Source organism: Lacrimispora sp. YZC11 (assembly GCF_057543815.1).
In genome coordinates, this window is sequence record NZ_BAAJYQ010000014.1 from 193935 (window position 1) to 210965 (window position 17031).

13 protein-coding genes are annotated in these 17031 nt (G+C 43.5%); 3 read left to right on the plus strand and 10 right to left on the minus strand.

The window, feature by feature from the left end; genetic code table 11:
• Nucleotides 1-9: 9 nt before the first annotated feature.
• From AC27IJ_RS14730 to AC27IJ_RS14750, 5 genes are all read right to left on the minus strand, one after another.
• Complete coding sequence (locus AC27IJ_RS14730) at nt 10-1605, minus strand: response regulator transcription factor (RefSeq protein ID WP_487149526.1); 1596 nt, start codon at nt 1603-1605, stop codon at nt 10-12.
• Nucleotides 1605-3428, minus strand: a complete 1824-nt coding sequence (locus AC27IJ_RS14735; protein WP_487149528.1) for a histidine kinase — start codon at nt 3426-3428, stop codon at nt 1605-1607. Before AC27IJ_RS14735 ends, AC27IJ_RS14730 begins: the two co-directional genes overlap by 1 nt.
• Before the next feature lie 64 nt (nt 3429-3492).
• Nucleotides 3493-4356 (minus strand): carbohydrate ABC transporter permease, encoded by an 864-nt coding sequence (locus tag AC27IJ_RS14740; protein WP_487149530.1) that lies wholly within the window; start codon nt 4354-4356, stop codon nt 3493-3495.
• A gap of 12 nt (nt 4357-4368) precedes the next feature.
• The gene (locus tag AC27IJ_RS14745; protein WP_312445069.1) at nt 4369-5307 is read right to left on the minus strand and encodes a carbohydrate ABC transporter permease; all 939 of its coding nucleotides are present in this window, start codon (nt 5305-5307) and stop codon (nt 4369-4371) included.
• A gap of 64 nt (nt 5308-5371) precedes the next feature.
• A complete protein-coding gene (locus AC27IJ_RS14750) occupies nt 5372-6814 on the minus strand; it encodes an ABC transporter substrate-binding protein (protein WP_487149533.1) in 1443 nt (480 codons plus the stop codon).
• A 210-nt stretch (nt 6815-7024) separates the two neighbouring features.
• Between AC27IJ_RS14750 and AC27IJ_RS14755 the strand changes: the two genes are divergently transcribed.
• Together AC27IJ_RS14755 and AC27IJ_RS14760 are read left to right on the plus strand one after the other, a co-directional pair.
• Nucleotides 7025-7408 carry a BlaI/MecI/CopY family transcriptional regulator gene (locus AC27IJ_RS14755; protein ID WP_312445066.1) on the plus strand — a complete coding sequence of 128 codons (384 nt, stop codon included), beginning with the start codon at nt 7025-7027 and terminating at the stop codon, nt 7406-7408.
• Nucleotides 7409-7410: 2 nt separating this feature from the next.
• Nucleotides 7411-9201 carry a BlaR1 family beta-lactam sensor/signal transducer gene (locus AC27IJ_RS14760; RefSeq protein WP_487149535.1) on the plus strand — a complete coding sequence of 597 codons (1791 nt, stop codon included), beginning with the start codon at nt 7411-7413 and terminating at the stop codon, nt 9199-9201.
• A gap of 117 nt (nt 9202-9318) precedes the next feature.
• On the opposite strand, the gene AC27IJ_RS14765 is transcribed toward AC27IJ_RS14760, so the two are convergent.
• From AC27IJ_RS14765 to AC27IJ_RS14775, 3 genes are all read right to left on the minus strand, one after another.
• A complete protein-coding gene (locus AC27IJ_RS14765; RefSeq protein ID WP_487149537.1) occupies nt 9319-9585 on the minus strand; it encodes a DUF1871 family protein in 267 nt (88 codons plus the stop codon).
• Nucleotides 9586-9787: 202 nt separating this feature from the next.
• Nucleotides 9788-10189 carry a hypothetical protein gene (locus tag AC27IJ_RS14770; RefSeq protein WP_487149539.1) on the minus strand — a complete coding sequence of 134 codons (402 nt, stop codon included), beginning with the start codon at nt 10187-10189 and terminating at the stop codon, nt 9788-9790.
• A complete protein-coding gene (locus AC27IJ_RS14775; protein WP_487149541.1) occupies nt 10177-10584 on the minus strand; it encodes a hypothetical protein in 408 nt (135 codons plus the stop codon). Before AC27IJ_RS14775 ends, AC27IJ_RS14770 begins: the two co-directional genes overlap by 13 nt.
• 76 nt (nt 10585-10660) lie before the next feature.
• On the opposite strand from AC27IJ_RS14775, the gene AC27IJ_RS14780 reads away from it, so the two are divergent.
• The gene (locus tag AC27IJ_RS14780; protein WP_487149630.1) at nt 10661-10861 is read left to right on the plus strand and encodes a DUF6809 family protein; all 201 of its coding nucleotides are present in this window, start codon (nt 10661-10663) and stop codon (nt 10859-10861) included.
• A 113-nt stretch (nt 10862-10974) separates the two neighbouring features.
• Here AC27IJ_RS14780 and AC27IJ_RS14785 read toward each other — a convergent pair whose 3' ends face one another.
• Nucleotides 10975-11547, minus strand: a complete 573-nt coding sequence (locus tag AC27IJ_RS14785) for a hypothetical protein (RefSeq protein WP_487149543.1) — start codon at nt 11545-11547, stop codon at nt 10975-10977.
• 4 nt (nt 11548-11551) lie between these two features.
• The gene (locus AC27IJ_RS14790; protein ID WP_487149545.1) at nt 11552-17017 is read right to left on the minus strand and encodes an RHS repeat-associated core domain-containing protein; all 5466 of its coding nucleotides are present in this window, start codon (nt 17015-17017) and stop codon (nt 11552-11554) included.
• Between the last annotated feature and the right edge of the window lie 14 nt (nt 17018-17031).

A 17031-nucleotide genomic window follows, 5' to 3' on the forward strand; every position in this document is an offset into this window, starting at 1 on the left:
CTAACCCTCCTAATATAAATTCTCTTCTTCCACCAAGTTTTTATATTCCGTAGGAGTGCAGCCATAAAATTTCTTAAAGCTGCTGGCAAAGTATCGCTGGTTTTCATACCCGCATTGGTCTGCCACCTCCTGGATTTTCATGTTTGTTTTCTGGAGCAGCCTCCCGGCCCGTTCCATACGCTTTCGGATTAAGTATTCTCCAAAACACTCTCCCGCGTACTGTTTGAAAATCTGCCTGACGTAACTGGAGCTGAAATGCACCTTTAAAGCCACTCCCTCCAGATCCAGCTCCGTCTTATGCAGATCATTTTCAATGATCTGCTTCATTTGCTTCACCACTGCATCCGCCCTGGTTTCCTCTGAATTTTCCCGTACCACACGGCAGCATTTTTCAATATAGGAGGCCAGCATATGGTTCATATCCATCAGACTTCCGTAATTAATTCTATCCTGCATGGAGGATAGAGGCTCCGTATCCGCCCGGTCATATCCATCCTGCTCCATATCATTTTGAATTGCATAAATCAGTTCCCCCACAGAGACACCCACATAATCGTTCTTCCTGTTGGACATGGAGGCATAACACTTCATAAGGCCGGATAGCCCAGTTAGAGCCCCAGCCTCCTGTCCTGCACGCACAGAAAGCCGGATCTGGTTTTTCCACTCCCGGATCTGGCTGCTGCTGATTTCTTCTTTCCGGCTGCTTTCCTCTCCATAAAGCAGGAATCTCTTTTCTGCATCTAAGTTTCCCCGCCACACAGCCATGGCTTCCCGGTAAGAATCCACCAGCTTTGTCTGACTCCGATAAGCACGGCCAAGGGCGCTGTTCATCTGAATATGGTAATATTTCTCCAGGCTCACACTGACTTTTTCCAGGCTTTCCCCAATCTTTTTAAGGAAATGCTCCTCGTTATCCCCGTCTCCGCACCAGATGGACGCCAGCTGGATCCCGTCAAAGCTGACCGCATACAGGCAGATCCCGGCAGAAAGATAACCGTTCCGTATCAGCATCAGAAATTCCTCCACATGCTCTTGCTTGCTGAAATCCCATGCTCCGCCTTCCATTCGGATCACTCCTGCCGCGTAAAACCTGCCTTCCAGTATAAAGTCCGGTTCCTCTTTGCACTCCTTTCCCCTTAAGAGCGCCTTCAGCGCCTTTTCCCTGGCAAGTCCGGCCCGGCTCACTGCCTGTTCCTTTAACAAGCTCATGTTTTGCAAAAGCGCCTTCTGGCTGTCCAGTTCCTGTATCACCTTTGTTAAAACATCGATCATTTCCCTGGGCAAAAAGGGCTTTAGTAAATAATCCTTGACCCCAAGTGAAATGGCTTGTTTTGCATAGTCAAATTCATCGTAACCACTTATGACCACGTTTTTACTGTAAAGCCCTGCTTCCTGAATCCTGCGGATCAATTCCAGGCCATTCATAAAGGGCATGGCAATGTCCGTAATGATAATATCCGGCTTTTTTGACAGAGCTTCTCTAAGCCCTTCTTCTCCGTCACCTGCCACCGCGACCACATCCACTTCCAGGGCGGAATTTTGGATGTTTCTCACCAGTAAGTCTCTTACATAGTCTTCATCATCTACGATCAATATGCGGTACATCACTCCACCTCCTCTGTCATTGCCGGAATCCTAAGAACCGCTTTTGTCCAATGGCCGAAGCTGCTTTCATAATACAGCCCATATTCTTTTCCGTAAAACAGCCGGATCCTTTCATTGACATTGTAAATGCCATAGCCTGCTTCACAGTCCGTTCCGCCCTTTTTTAAGGTTTCATTGATGAAAGCAAGCTTTTCTTCCGTAATCCCTGCCCCGTTGTCCCAAACTGCAAGTTCTGTGAACTTTTCCTTGCCGGACCATTCCTCACTGACGGAGATTTTTATGATACCAGCTCCCTGTTTCTCCTTGATTCCATGATAAATGGAATTTTCAGCCAGAGGCTGCAGAATCAGTTTGATCATCCGGAAATCCAGACATCTGTCATCCGCATGGATTTCATAGCTTAAGCGGGAATGATAGCGGATGCTCTGGATGTCTAAATAACTTGTCACATGTTCCAGCTCTTCCCGAAGGGAGATCACCTCTGCTCCCTTGCTTAAGCCGATCCTGAAAAACTTTCCCAGAGAATTGGAAAGAATGCTGATTTCTTCCGCCCCCTGGTCGGCGGCCTGCCAGGTGATGGCATTTAAGGTATTATAAAGGAAATGGGGATTGATCTGAGCCTGCAGGGCCTTTAATTCCGCTTTCCGTTTCTGCTTCTGGACTTCAGCCACATAATCCCGCTCCCACTTCAGCTCCTCAATGGTCTCTTCCTGTTTCCGGACCAGGCTTTGGATCTCTCCGATCATATAATTAAAGGACTTAGCCAGGCTGCCCACCTCATCCTTATATGGATAGAAAAAGCGGACTCCCAGATCTCCTTTTTCCACACAGCTCATACGTTTTTCCAGCCGTCTTAAGGAATCCGTCATCTGGTGGGACAACAGCAGGATGACCGCTACTCCTATTAAGAATACAACCCCCATGATCTCAAAAATCGTGTTTCTTAGAATATTCAAGCTTCCCAATAAACTCTGCCTTGATTTCAGTCCATAGATTTGCCAACCGTTTTCCTTAAGACGTTCATAGGTGACCAGATAGGAATCTCCTTCGTACTGAAAGTCGCTTGTAATGACATTGCTCCCCCCTTCCCTGGTCTCCGAAAGCTTCCTTAGTTCACCCGGATCCATATCCGGGGAACCTATCATTACATTTCCTGCTCCATCCAGAATGAGTATTTTGTCAAAAAATTCATATTTTCCTTCTAAAAGACGTTCCAGTTCTGTTTTCTTTAACTGGATCACCAGATATTCATTTCCCACATAGCCCTGAACGCTGAACTGCCATACACAGGGGATGATCTGGTCATTGTCCTGAAATATCTCATCTTTCCATACCGGGAACCAGCGGATGGCACCGCCTCTGTCTGCCTGATAGCTTTTGTAATAAACAGACTCTTTAAAATCAAATTCCCAATTTCTCATATGGACAAAATTATCAAAGCTCCCTTTATCCGTATAAATATAGGTGGAGTGGATCAGCCCCTCCCCGGTCTCAAAGTCTCTCATGAAATCCGGAATGGTCCCCAGGGCTTTTACCAGGTTGATGTCATTGGGATTATTTAAATAATCGGAAAGGGTTACCATAAAGGTATAATTAGCAAGCATTCCCTTGGCCCTCTGATTGATGACACTCAGCCGCTGGCCTAAGGTATCCACAATCTGAGCCAGGACGTCCTCTGCCCCCACTTTGAAATTCTCTTCAATATCATTGGATGCGTACTGGTAATAGGATAATCCACTGATGGCGGTAGTAAAGAAAAACATGATTCCGAACAGCCAGATGATTTTACTGCGGAATCTTAAATTGTTTATAAATTTCTTCATGCTTTCCCCCCGTTTTCCTGCTCTTCTATTTTTTTCCAGTATATCACAGGACCCGCCCTTTATCCTATCCTTTTACCGCACCTGCCGTAAGGCCTGCAATGAACTGTTTGTTGGCAAACAAATAGACAATCAGGATCGGGATGATGGCGATAGACGCTCCCGCCAGCATGATGTGCCACTCGGCCGCGGCATTGACAGAATATTTTAACTGGACAACCGCCACGGTAAGAGTCTGAAGCTTCGGCATGGAAATCGTCATGATCAGGCTGGTGATATAATCATTCCAGGCATTCCGGAAAGAAAATAGAGCTACTACCGCCAGGATTGGCTTACTTAGGGGCAGAACGACCCGGGAATAAACTCCATACAGGCTGCAGCCGTCAATGATTGCTGCCTCATCCAGTTCTTTGGGAATCCCTTTGGTAAAACCCATGACCAGAAAAACATTGGTAGCCTGCCCTCCCGTAAGAGCCACAATAAGGGCAAATATGGACTTATTTAACTTTAATGCCCGCAGTAATTCGTAGATTGGATACAGGGTAACCGACCCTAAGGATACGAACATCATGGATAAGTAAAGGGCCAGGAGAACCTTTTTCCCGGCAAACTCTCTTCTGGCCAGAATAAAACCGGCCAGTGAGCAGGTAACCACAGCCAGAAGTGTAACGGAGACGCTGACCACGATGCTGTTGAACGTATATTTTGTAAAGTCTGCCTGGACAAAAGCCTGGTAATAATTCTCAAAATGCCATTTCTCCGGAAAAAAGCCGCCGCCCTGGGTCAGCTCTGCATTGGTTTTCAAAGATCCCAGCACTGTATAAATGACCGGATAAAGCGTAAATAAAATCATGATGCCCAGAAATACCCATTTTCCGGCCAAAGAAAGCCAGGCGGCTTTTGATATATGTTTTCCATTCCAGTTTTTCATGCTGCCGCCTCCTTAATAAATTTCATCTAGTTTTTTGGATATTCGCAGATAACCTACGGTTACCAGACCAGCGATCACTGCGGATATGACGCTGACTGCAGCACCGTAGCCATATTGGGGAACCGTGGCCTCTGCCGCTGATATGGGGAAGAAATAACGGTACCCGTAAAGGGACATAACCATGGTAGCATTGTTGGGGCCCCCCTCGGTCAATACCATCACATTGGTAATGTCGTGAAAAGCTGAGGTGATCGCCAGCATAAGTATAATTTTTAATATGGGTCCAAGCATTGGAATGATGATGTACCAGATGGTCTGGAGCTTGCCGGCCCCGTCGATTCTGGCGCTTTCTATGGCCTCCCCGGATACCTGCTGGATTCCGGCTATAAAATACACCATGTAATTCCCTACACCGCCCCAGACCGCTGTCAGAATCAGGGTTTTCATGGCATGTTCTTTCCCCAGCCAGTTTATGGGTTTTTGTATCAGACCTGCCGCCATTAAATACTTGTTGACTTCCCCATTGTAGGCATTGAATAGCAGATAAAACACCAGACCCATGACCGCAGAGCTCATAATGGTTGGCAAAAATACAATGCTCTGGGCCGCACCATTTCCCCGCTTTTGCTGATTTAAGAGAAACGCCAGAAAAAAGGCCAGAGGAATGATAAAAACCACCTTCCCGAAACCGTATGTAAAAGTATGGATCACACTTTCCCAATAAACTTTATCCCGGAACACCCGGGCAAAATTTGCAAGGCCGACAAATCTCGGTACTCCTGTTCCATATCCCCCATACTGGAAAAACACATATTTTAAAGTCCACACCACCGGATATAAGGAACAGACGGTGAACAAAATCAAGTTGGGAAGCATAAACGAATAGGCCTGCAGGTTTTTTTTCACAGTCTTACTTCCCCGCAAGGCACTTTTGCTATTCCGGTCTTTCATCTGCATACTCCTTTCTTTTCAAAGAAAGAGGGGCTTCGCTGATTTTGCGCCCCTCTTTCAGATATTACTGTAAAGTTGGATTCATCGGGTCATAGTTTTCAATCTTTACTTCATGACCGCTTCCGTTTTTCACTGCTTCCTGATACGCTTTATTGTAACGGCCCGTTAAATCCTTTAAGGTAGAATCTATATCCGCGTCTCCATAATAAATAGATTCGCAGGTTTTAAACATATCCTCACCTTCCACCACCATACCAGATGCGAAGGCAGTGTGAGGAGGCTTTGGAAGAAGGGCATCGATATCACTGATGAGCAGCCATTTTTTATCCTGGAAATCTTTACCTGGCTTCGCCTTTTCAATAACGCTTGGAAGAATGCTTACGCCAAATCCGCCTTCGTAGTATCCGATTAAATAATCCTCATTTGCAAAGACATCCTTATAAACCTTGTATGCTTTTTCCACGTTAGGGCTTTTTGCATTTAAAACATAACTTCCTGTACCGGTAAAATACTGCTTTCCTGTGGTTTTTCCGCCTACGGTTGGAATTGGAACGCAGTCCCATTTGGAGGAATCCATGGGGAACTGATTCTGGTATACCCCTGGCTCTGCATGGCTGTAAGACATATACATACCAATCTTGCCGGCTGCAAACTGGGTTCTTAAAGGATCGATATCCAGAGATTCACAGCCAGGAAAGGCACATTCGTCAGACAGCAGTTCCTTCCAAAGCTTTAAAGTATCTGCCCACGGTGTAAAGTCGTACTCTCCCTTTACGAAGTCGTATCCACGTACCATTCCGGTCTCTCTATCCAGGCCGACGCACATGGAACGCTGCAAGCCGGAGCTGGCACTTTTCATGTTTTCTGCAAATCCATAAATTCCTTCTTTGGATAATTCCGTATTGATTTTTTTAGCATACTCCACCACCTCTTCCAGCGTTTTTGGCGGTTCCGTAATCCCTACACGTTCAAAGATTTCTTTGTTATAGAAAAGACGGCAGGTAGTTCCGGTAGTTGGGATGAAATACAGCTTTCCATCCAGTTCATTGTAACCGGGATAAACCACAGATTTAAAATATTCTTTCATTTCAGAATCCATGTAATCATAAAAATCTGCCCACTGCCCCTCGTTTACATATTTATCAAACATCTGATCCTGCTGTACCAGAATATCAGGGAGCTCCCCGCTTTGTACCGCCATATCAATGGCCTGTACGTAGTTATCCGTATAAAGCTGATAATCCACCTGAATGTTATCCGTGTTACTTGCATTGTATTCGTCTACTTTTTTCTGAACATATGTGGCGTCGTGCCGGTCTTTGGACCAAACCTTAATGACGGTTTTTTCCCCACTTGCTGACTGCGCCTTTTCCGTTTCTGTCTGAGCAGCCGTCTGTCCGCCTGCTGCCGCTGTTGTGGCATCTGTCTTGGTCCCTGAACATCCGGCCAACGTGCCTGCTGTCATAAGCCCTGCCATCAGAATTCCGCTTAATCTCCTTAATTTCATCCCTTTAACCTCCCATGTTTATTTATGGTTTCATTTTACGGAAAAATGGCTGTTAAGTAAATGCAATATCTGACAGTCGCATGTTTAAAATCTGTTTATGTTTTTAATGTTAAGCTGATAGATAACTGACAGAGTCATAGAACTTATTGACATGCCGGCATCGTGCTCTTATAATAATATTATTACAATTGTAAGAACAGGAGACCGCATATGAATCAACTGCCGCAAATATCCGAAGCAGAATATGAGGTAATGAAGGTGCTATGGAATGATGCCCCCATCAGTACCAACGAAGTGACGGACAAACTGGTGAAGACCACTAGCTGGAACCCAAAGACCATCCACACACTCTTAAAAAGGCTGGTCCAAAAGGGGGCTGCCACCTACCGGAAGGAAGGCCGCGTTTTCGTTTATACCCCGCTTGTGGAGCAAAAAGAATATTTAAAGAAAGAAAATGATCATTTTTTAAACCGCTTCTACAATGGAAAGATATCAGGTATGGTGACCAGCTATATAAGCAGTGACCATGTATCAAACGAGGACCTGGCAGAGCTGAGAAGGCTTCTTCTGGGCAGACAAGAGGAGGAACGCTGATTATGCCCGATTCTTTTATGACACGCCTTTGTCTTAACAGCGTGATCCTGGCCATTTTGCTTGCCGCAATCCTGCTGGTCAGGAAATTATTAAACCAGCAGCTGACTGCAAGAATCCGATACAATCTGTGGTTCCTGTTTCTGTTTGTACTGGCTGTCCCATTTCTGCCTTGTTCTTTTCTTTTTCCTGGATACGCTTTTAAACTGCTGCGGTTTTTGGGCAGTTCCTTTTCGCCTGAGCATGCAGGAACCTTAGGAGCTGCCTATAAAACTGCGGCAGCCACCGAATATTTCCTCCAGGATTTTTCTGTTTCCGTAAGCCGCGCAGCGCATACGGGCCTTCCAACTGCTTTATCCGGAATCTGGATCGCCGGCATGGCATTGATGACCGGCTTTCATATCCATTCCAGCCGGAAAATCAGGCAGTTGAAAAAATCCTCTCTTCCTCTTCAAAATAAGGAGATACGGGAGCTATTTACAAAATGCATGGAAGAATCGGGTGTTATAAAAGAAATACCAATTTATAGCAGCGCTTATATCTCCTCTCCCATTGCGGCCGGATTATGGAAACCCTGCATTATTGTTCCTATCCATATGCTTTCGGAACTTTCAAAAAAAGAGATCCGGTATATCCTTCTCCATGAGCTTTTACACTGCAAACACAAGGACCTTCTGGTAAACAGGCTTATGGCTCTGGCACAGATCATTTACTGGTTCCATCCCTTTGTCTGGTTTGCTTTTAAGGAAATGAGAAGTGACCGGGAGATTGCCTGCGATTCATCAGTTCTGTCCCTGCTGGATTCGGACTGCTATCTGGATTATGGAAGCACGCTGATAAATTTTGCTGAAAAGATATCCCTATTTTCCTATTCCGCCGCCAGAATCAGCGGCTCAAAGAAAGAGATAAAAAAGCGCATCCTGAACATTGCCGGTTACCGAAAAGTATCCAGGTGGTGTGAGGTGAAAAGCAGAATCCTCTTTACTGTGATTGCGGCACTGGTGCTGGGTTGTATTCCGGTATTGTCTGCAGATGCCTACACCGGTACAGATTACGACTTTACGGCTGAAAATGTAACCGCGTTGGATTTAACCTCTTATTTCAACGGATACGATGGCTGCTTTGTTCTGTATTGCTTAGATTCGGGGCAATACTGCATCTATAACCGTGAAGCAGGAACAAGGAGGGTTTCCCCGGATTCCACTTATAAGATTTACAGCGCTTTGGCCGCCCTGGAAATTGGAACCATAACTCCGGAAGCTTCCCTGCTTTCCTGGGATGGGACCAGTTACCCTTTTGAAGCCTGGAACCAGGACCAGACTCTTGACACTGCCATGAAGCGTTCGGTTAACTGGTATTTCACTTCCCTGGATGAAAAGACCGGACTTCCCAGGTTAAAGCAATACTTAGATACCATCGGATATGGCAACAGGGACTTATCCGGCGGAATAGGGCGTTACTGGATCCAATCTTCGTTAAAGATTTCACCGGTTGAGCAGGTGAAGCTTTTAGCTCGGTTCTATCAGGATGAGCTTCCATTCCGGTCGGAAAATATAAAGGCGGTAAAAGAGTCCTTACTCCTCTCTTCTTCCAATGGAGCTACCCTGTATGGGAAAACCGGGACCGGGACCGTGGAAGGGGAAAATGTAAACGGCTGGTTCATCGGTTTTGTGGAGACCGGAGATGAAACCTATGTGTTTGCGACAAACATTCAGGGCGGGACTCAGGCGAATGGTAGCACGGCAGGAAAAATTACATTGGATATTTTAAATGATGAAGAAATTTATAGCCAATGAGCATAAAAAGGATGCTGTACCGGCTATTGGTATGCTCCCTTCTAGGTAGACAAGTTCAAGGCAAAAAAAAACAGCCACCTTAGGAGTGACCGTAGGTGGCTGTTGTGAAATTGCTTGCTACACTACAGTAGAAAGTATTTTCTCAGCTATTTCTTTACATTCTTCTGCATCTTTAGTGAAAGTATCACTCCCAAACTCATTGGTAAAAACCCGAAAAATAATATTGGTTAAATCATCAGCGCATATTTTATGATTCTTTTGAATTGCATCAAATATTTCCTTAGTTTCATAATCATACTCATCTGGTGGTGCATGAGTAATAAGCAATTCAATGGGATCCCACTCATCAATAATGCTTTTTATATCAGTGTATGAAAGTAACATATCTTAACCTCCAAAAAGCTTCTTCACAATTTCTTTCATAGCAGCATCAGCATCAATCTTGGAGTGCTGTTCTTATTGCAACAAGTCATTTAGGTGCTCGTCATTCTAAGGCTAGTCCTCATTGTAAACGCACATTATAGTATAAACAGACATATATTTGCACTTTAACAAATATATACCTGCTTATCCTCTTACTTCACTATCATATCTGTTGATATTTTTCTCTAAGTTCAGATAATTGTATGACCCATTGCTTTATACAATCGGAATTTAATGTAATCGTTGGCAAATAATGCCCTCCATCCTCTACACAAAAAAGGGTAAAATCTGAATCGGATATATTACCATATAAACTCGTATGACCAACAAATAATGACATTATCCAAAAAACATCTAAATCTCCATGTTTATATACCCCGTCACCTTCTACCCTCTCTTTCAACAGACCTAATATCAATTGTGAACAAACATACTCTACCTGCGCCACACCAAGATAATGATTCTGATACTTATTGTTATCAGAGAAATATACATGGCATTTCCAATCAGATTCCGCAACTAATGTCAGAGAGCTTTCCTTTGATACTAACCTCACCTTATCCATGGTACACCTACTTCCACTCCTTTTTGATAAAATCTAATGCCATGACTTAACCTCTCCCAATTTTCTTGAATATACCTGAATTCTTGAGTTGTAATTGATTGGGCATATTCTCCTATCCCCATCATCGATTTATGTATATCCATATTGGTTAAATTAAAACGAATCATATTTCCTTCTGCTATTATTTTTTCAATCATCTGTTTAATAAAATCAACCCATGACATATCACCCGGCCTATGAAAATTGCTTAGGAATTTCCCTCCTGCACTTTGCTGTAATTTAATAATAGAAGGATTATCATATATACCATAAACTATATCATCTTTTCCAAACTTCAGGGTCTGATTTACAGTTTTAACTACTTTTTGTCCACCAATAACTTCACCAGTTCCCATACCGGACACCGTAAAGACTTGTACATCTTATTTCAGGTATCGCTGTTTGCTGAAAACGAGGTGAAAAAAGATCCAAATACTTAAAGATTTATACTACGGCAACATAAGTCCAAGCGAAAAATCCTTTGACAGAAATTCTGTGTATGGCAAAGAGCTTAAAACTGTGTCTGACACAGAAGAAAAATTGCTGGCTCTCTTGAACGATTCCGAAAAAGAACTTCTTGCTGGTTTTTCCGATGCTCATGGAAACATGAGTCGAATTGTAGTGGCCGATTGATTTGACGACGGTTTATGTCGGAGAATGCGGATTGCTATCGAGGCCTTGGGTATGAAAATTTAGCATTGACGCAGAAAGGGCTGAAAATCGACCCTTTCTGTGTTGGAGCGTATTTAATTTCTTAAACCGAATTTATTTACTAAAAAATCTTCACAAGGTTTTAGTGTTAATTCGCTTAAGTTTGCAACGTTTAACATTGAAATAAGTTCAATTATAGATTCTGCTATTATTCTGAAAAACATCGGGCTTGAACCAACCTCACAGTTTGCAGAATAATCGAAAGATATGTTACATAAAGGAAATGTATCTATCTCAGTTATAGATTTGGCTGCACCATTTATAACTGCTTCAAGATATTCGTATGACAATCCCTTATAACAATGCTTATCATCTAATAAGATCGATTCACAATACTTCTCTGTATTCTTTTGTGTATATGCAACTGATAGCAACATAGAATCAGCATTATCGTTGGGAGATATTGAAGCGGATAACAATCCATAACAAATTCTACCGCCTCTATGTACTGCTACCTCAAGTCCCAATGAATACAGTGTATGATACAACCTAGTTCTATTTAAGTTTATTACTTTTTTTGAACATTCAGTTAATAGTCTGTTATGAGTCAATTCTTCATTAATAGTGATTTTAATCTTTCCGTTTGAATATTCTTTTATTTTAAACATTCTATCACCTCGCTATTCCCCAGAAATTAAACCAAGCATCATTAAACCAACCTGAATAAGATTTTATAACGTCAGGATGATATGTGCTATACTTTGAAACTTGATAAAAATCTATAGCTGCGTCGTGTGCTGCGGTTTGGATCATTCCACCTTGCATTAATTCTATCTCTTTCAGTTCATGCAGATAAAAACTTGCGTCAGCGCCTGTAATTGATTGTCCAGAATTCAAAGCATTCTGTAATCTATTAATCATGGCGACATTTTCTTCTGCATAGAGATCACCCGATAAATGCCGTGTTATAGAATCAATGTTGAACTGTGTCACTTGATAGGTATTTCCTGAAATTTTACCCAAGCCTTCTTTTACCAAACCGTTTCCCGCAACCTCACCAGCCCTCATTTGAAGTAATTGCCTCGCCTGCTCAAAACCAGTTGCTCCAGCAGGACCTACTGTTGCTGCACCAAATCCAAGACCTGACGTAACTGCACCCGTTGATGCAAGAGCACTGCCAGTAACACCATATGCAAGGCCCGCTCCTCCAGTTAGACCGACCGTACTTCCGATTGCAGCACCCTGAAGAACTGCTTTCTTTGAAAACTTACCACTAAGTGCCGATGAAATTCCACCTGCAATCGCTCCAGCCGCGAAACCAACTAGCCCTGCAACAACCAAAAAAGGATGTACAATATGCCCGGTTGGATCAGTGTAAAATACTGGATTGCTGTGACAATAATTATACAAATTAAGCGATGATGGGTCACTCACTTCTTGCTTATTCGGCAATTGATTTTTAACACATCGGAGCGTATCCTCGCTTGTAAAACGCCCAGTTACAGATCTATAATACCTAGCTCGCAAGTAATAGGCATTCGTCTCTAAGTCCAGATACTCCCCACAATACCGGAACGGATTCTCCTCCTCCTTATTTGGATTTCTCTCAATTCCATAAGCATCATACTCATACGAGGCTTTACACGCTCCGCTTTGACTCCACAGATGTGTAACATCCCCATGTTCATTCAATATATAGTAGTATACCATACGGTCTATTTCTCTGGCAATCAAATTGATCCCTCTTAAATAGGTTTTAATCTTTTCGCCGTCAACCTGTTCCGCTACGATATCGGTTCCATCCCAGCAATATAAATTTAATTTTTCCTGGCTTTCGGTCAGTTTCCTGACCTGGGTGCTGTGACGCAAGCCATCTCCCCGGTACTGATATAGAATCTCTTTGTCATCCTGATTAATCCGGTTCAGTTGGTTGAATCCATCATAATGTCTCCACTCATAAACTGTCGGAATCTCCTTTTGATAGTACCCCGATAACTTGACATTTCCCGGATAGTCCGGTGTCGGCGCTGTTTTCTCCCAAATACGGAAGGTTTCGTTCCCATTATCATCATAACGATAACGATACGTTTCCGTTGTTTTCCCCTGCTTTTTTGTCTCCTTTTCCAATCGGTTGTTCAAACCATACTCATAACTAGTAACACTGACCAGCTCATCCTTTGTTCTTCCTTCCACCATTATTTTTATACGGTTGGAATAAACATCATAGGTATAAAGCGTCCGCTTCCAGCCGGAATAATCTTCTTCTGTCAGACGACCCAGCCGGTCATATTGATATGATATGGTGACTGGGGCAGAACCAGCTTTGTTAATCTTACTTAGAATGTTCCCATCCACATCATAGTTGTATTCCCATGCAGAAATCACGGTTCCCTGCCGTTTATTCTCTAGAGATATTACCCTGTTGCCATCATTATACTTATAACTGGTTTCCATACCAGACTGCGGATAGCGAAGGGTTTTACGGTTGCCTTTTTCATCATATTCGTACTCTGCCAATATAACCCCGGCAGCGTTACTTTTCCTTACCTGCTTTAGACGATATAATTCATCATACACGTAATACAGACTTACATCCGGGCTTGCATTTCCTTCACGGGTTAGTTGAAAAGACTGGCGGTTTCCATATATATCATAAGTATAATCTTTGCTTACATTTCCCGGATCTTCCTGGCGGGTCAGCTGGCCTTTATGATTGTAGCGGTACTTCGTCTCCAATAAGACAGTTTGTTTTCCTCCCACGGATTCCCGGCTGACTTCCCGGATTCGCTTGCCGTTCTTACCATATGCGTACTCCCGTTCACTGACTGCCACTCCATCAGGAGTTCTCTTTTGCACGGTTTCCTTTATCAGATGTTCCAGGGCATCATGCTGATAAACGGTCTGGTCCTTGTTCCTGTCCGTTTTATTCTGCAGTCTTCCGGCTTTGTCATACTCATAGTATTCCGAACAGCCGCGGGCATCCGTCATTGCCGTGACATTTCCAAAGCGGTCATAGGCATATTTTGTAACCTCCCGCCCTTCACCGGACGGGGTATCCCCGGTCATTCTTAGAATGACCTGATTCATCGCATCATACCGGCAGGTGGTCCTGATCCAATTGCCCGGGCTTAGGTACTGGTAGGTATCAGTTAAACGGTTCCTGGCATCATAAACGTACTGAATTTCCTGCCATCCATCTTTTTGTGCCTTCTTTTCCCATATGATATTTCCGGCTCCATCATAGTAATATTTTACAATTCGGTTGCGGTGGTCAAATGGCGCGGTGACTTGAACCAGGTGTCCTGCCTTATCGTATTGGAATTCGGTCTTCTTCCCAGCTTCATCACAATGGAACCGTTTATTGCCTAACGCATCGTATTGAATGCTGGTAATTCTATCCTGGCCGGATTCCGTTCGTGTGGTCTTTACGACCCGTCCTGCATAATCGTACTCCCAGCGTTCCACTTTGTTGCCGGCGTCTATTTTTCGGATCTTGTTACCTGCATTATCATATTCGTAGGTAAACATCCTCTCTCCAGCTAAAAATTCCTTCCGGACCTGGCCTTTCTGGTCTTTATAGCATTCTGTCACAATATCCGGAGCGGAGGCATCTCCTATGACTTTTTTCAGTTCCCGATAGTACTTCCTGCCATCCGTCGGATCGGTATATACCTCATTGTATTCATAATTCTCCTCATAGCCCACTTGTAGAATCGTGTGGGATAGCACCCGGCCAAAAGAATCGTAGGTATAACGCTCGGTCTTTCTTACATGTTCCGCTGTCCAGCCGTTCCCATCATATGTAACTGTTTCGGTCAGCTCTCCCCATGAATTGTACCGGAAATCCTGCAGCACCACATCACCGGAGGCCGGTTCATTGGATACGGCCAGGCAGACCTGCCTAATCTGTCCAAACGGTGTGTATTGAATTCTTCTTTTCTGGTGGTTCGCATCTGTTTCCGTGATATAGTTTAAGCGGTCATTATAATAGGTTTCATTTATGGCCTGCTGGCCGTCTGCCGGAGGCAGTGTCTCTGCTTCAACCCGTCCCAGCCCGTCATAGCGAATGGTGCTGACCTGATTCCTGGAATCCTTTTTGGAGATGAGCCGTCCCCAATTGTCATATTGAAATTCTTCCTTGATTGGATCGCAGGTCCTGCCGTCCGCATCTATGATGCCGGTTTGTTCTTTTGATATAAAGTTATGTGTGTATCTACTGTCAGTACTGGAAGGAGAGCTGTATTTATAAATTGTTTCAGTATAATCACCTGACTGCTCCAGGTTCCCGCTGCCTACCAGGAAATACCTTCTTTCGTTGGTCACACAGTAGGGATTTTTCGAATCCATATAATCATATACTGTTTTTTCTTTTAAGACTCCATTTTCATAGATCCGATGATACTTTATTACCCGCTTTCCCAATTCCGTATGAAGCTCATTTGTTTCCCTGATCTGGTCAGAGCCTTTTTTTCTTTCTGTTTCAAGAATGATGCTGTAGTCTCCATAGCTTGTATTGATTTCCTGGCTGCAGGAAGGGTCATCCGAATATTCTTCAATGAGCTGGATTATATTTGCTTTTTGATCTGCAGAATATTTCCAGGAGGTCTTCTTTTCCAGAAATTTTGATTCATTGTTCCTGTCAAATACCTGGTCAACTGCTGACACGATTAGTTTATTACTATATTTATAAACGCTTTTTGAAATAAGAGCCTCCTGATGCCGGACCTCCTTTTTTATTAGCTGCCCTTCTCGATCGAACTGATGGGTTTCCAGAATGTCCTGATGATTTTTTACTTCTGCATATTCGATATACTTGCCATTGCTGTAGGCTGCTCCGGAATCAAGCCTGTAGTAATATTCTCCCCGGTTGTATTCGGTTCCGTCAGCGATATCCATTTTCATTGTCAATGCAAAATGGGTAATCTTTCCACCGGCATCATTTTCAATACTAATTTCCCTGCCATATGTAAACTGTGTGGATGCATGATTTGGGTATGTGACACTCTTTAGCAGCAGATAATTGCGCGTCATATTTGCAGTAGTGTTTCCTGCTACTTTTTTGGAGGCATAACTCATAATGCCCTTGTAATCTCCCGGATAATAGTAGTTATACTGGGTCTTACGGCCTACGGGGTCTGTTACTGCGGTGAGCTTAAGCGGATGCGCCTGATCGATATGGTAGGAAAGTTCACATGCTTTTCCGTCCTTGCTTTCCGGCAATTTCCAGATAAGTCCATAATCGGTCTTCTCCAGGCTGATTTTACGCCCCCAGGTATCCACAATCTCCATACCGCCGGAATCCTTCAGATCGTAACAAATCACATTTCCAAACTTATCCTGCCGGGCGACCAGTGTAAACTTCTGCGGCAACAATCCATTTCGTTCGTCAACAGTTTCATATAAATTTTTAAAATAGTCCTTGTTTCCATTCTTGTATACAATTATGATATCATAACTTTTTGCAATATTGGCTGCATAGGGGTGCTGAATCGTACCTGATCTGGTAACAATACTGACATCGTTTAGGCTATGGTCCTCAAATCTGTCTGAGGACCGGCTTATTTTTAAACTTCTGCCGTCTTCCAGATGCAGAATATAATCAAAACCTGGAGTTCCTATTAAAATTGACTCCGGAGGAACAACCGGTATTACCATGTAAGAACACTTAAGATATGGCACTGTCTCAATGGACGGCAGGACAAAGGACCATCCGTATCCCAGTCCATATGACGCAGCATAAAAACTGTTATCTTTCGAACCTGTTTTTAGCTTATTATTTTTGACATATGGATCCATATCCACTAAATTGGCGCAGCCGGAGTCATAGCGTCTGGCAATGGATACGTCGAACCCATCCCTTCCAGGCAGTACAAAATCTGTTGTCTCATATTGGACATTGCCGGTGCTTAATTGAACATTTACATGATTTGTTTCGAAGTAGGTAAATGGGGATTCCGGATACTGTTTTATATCGGAAAATTCTTCCTCCTCCGCAGGCAGCACTGCCCGGCTAAACAGTGTTTCCCGGCTTTTTGCTTCATTCTCTTCTTCGCCTGATACGTCCTCCGCCGTCTTTGTATCAGGCTCTTCCCATTCATTATTATCAATGTGATCCTCTATAATCTTTTTATCGTCCATCTATTCCCTTCTTA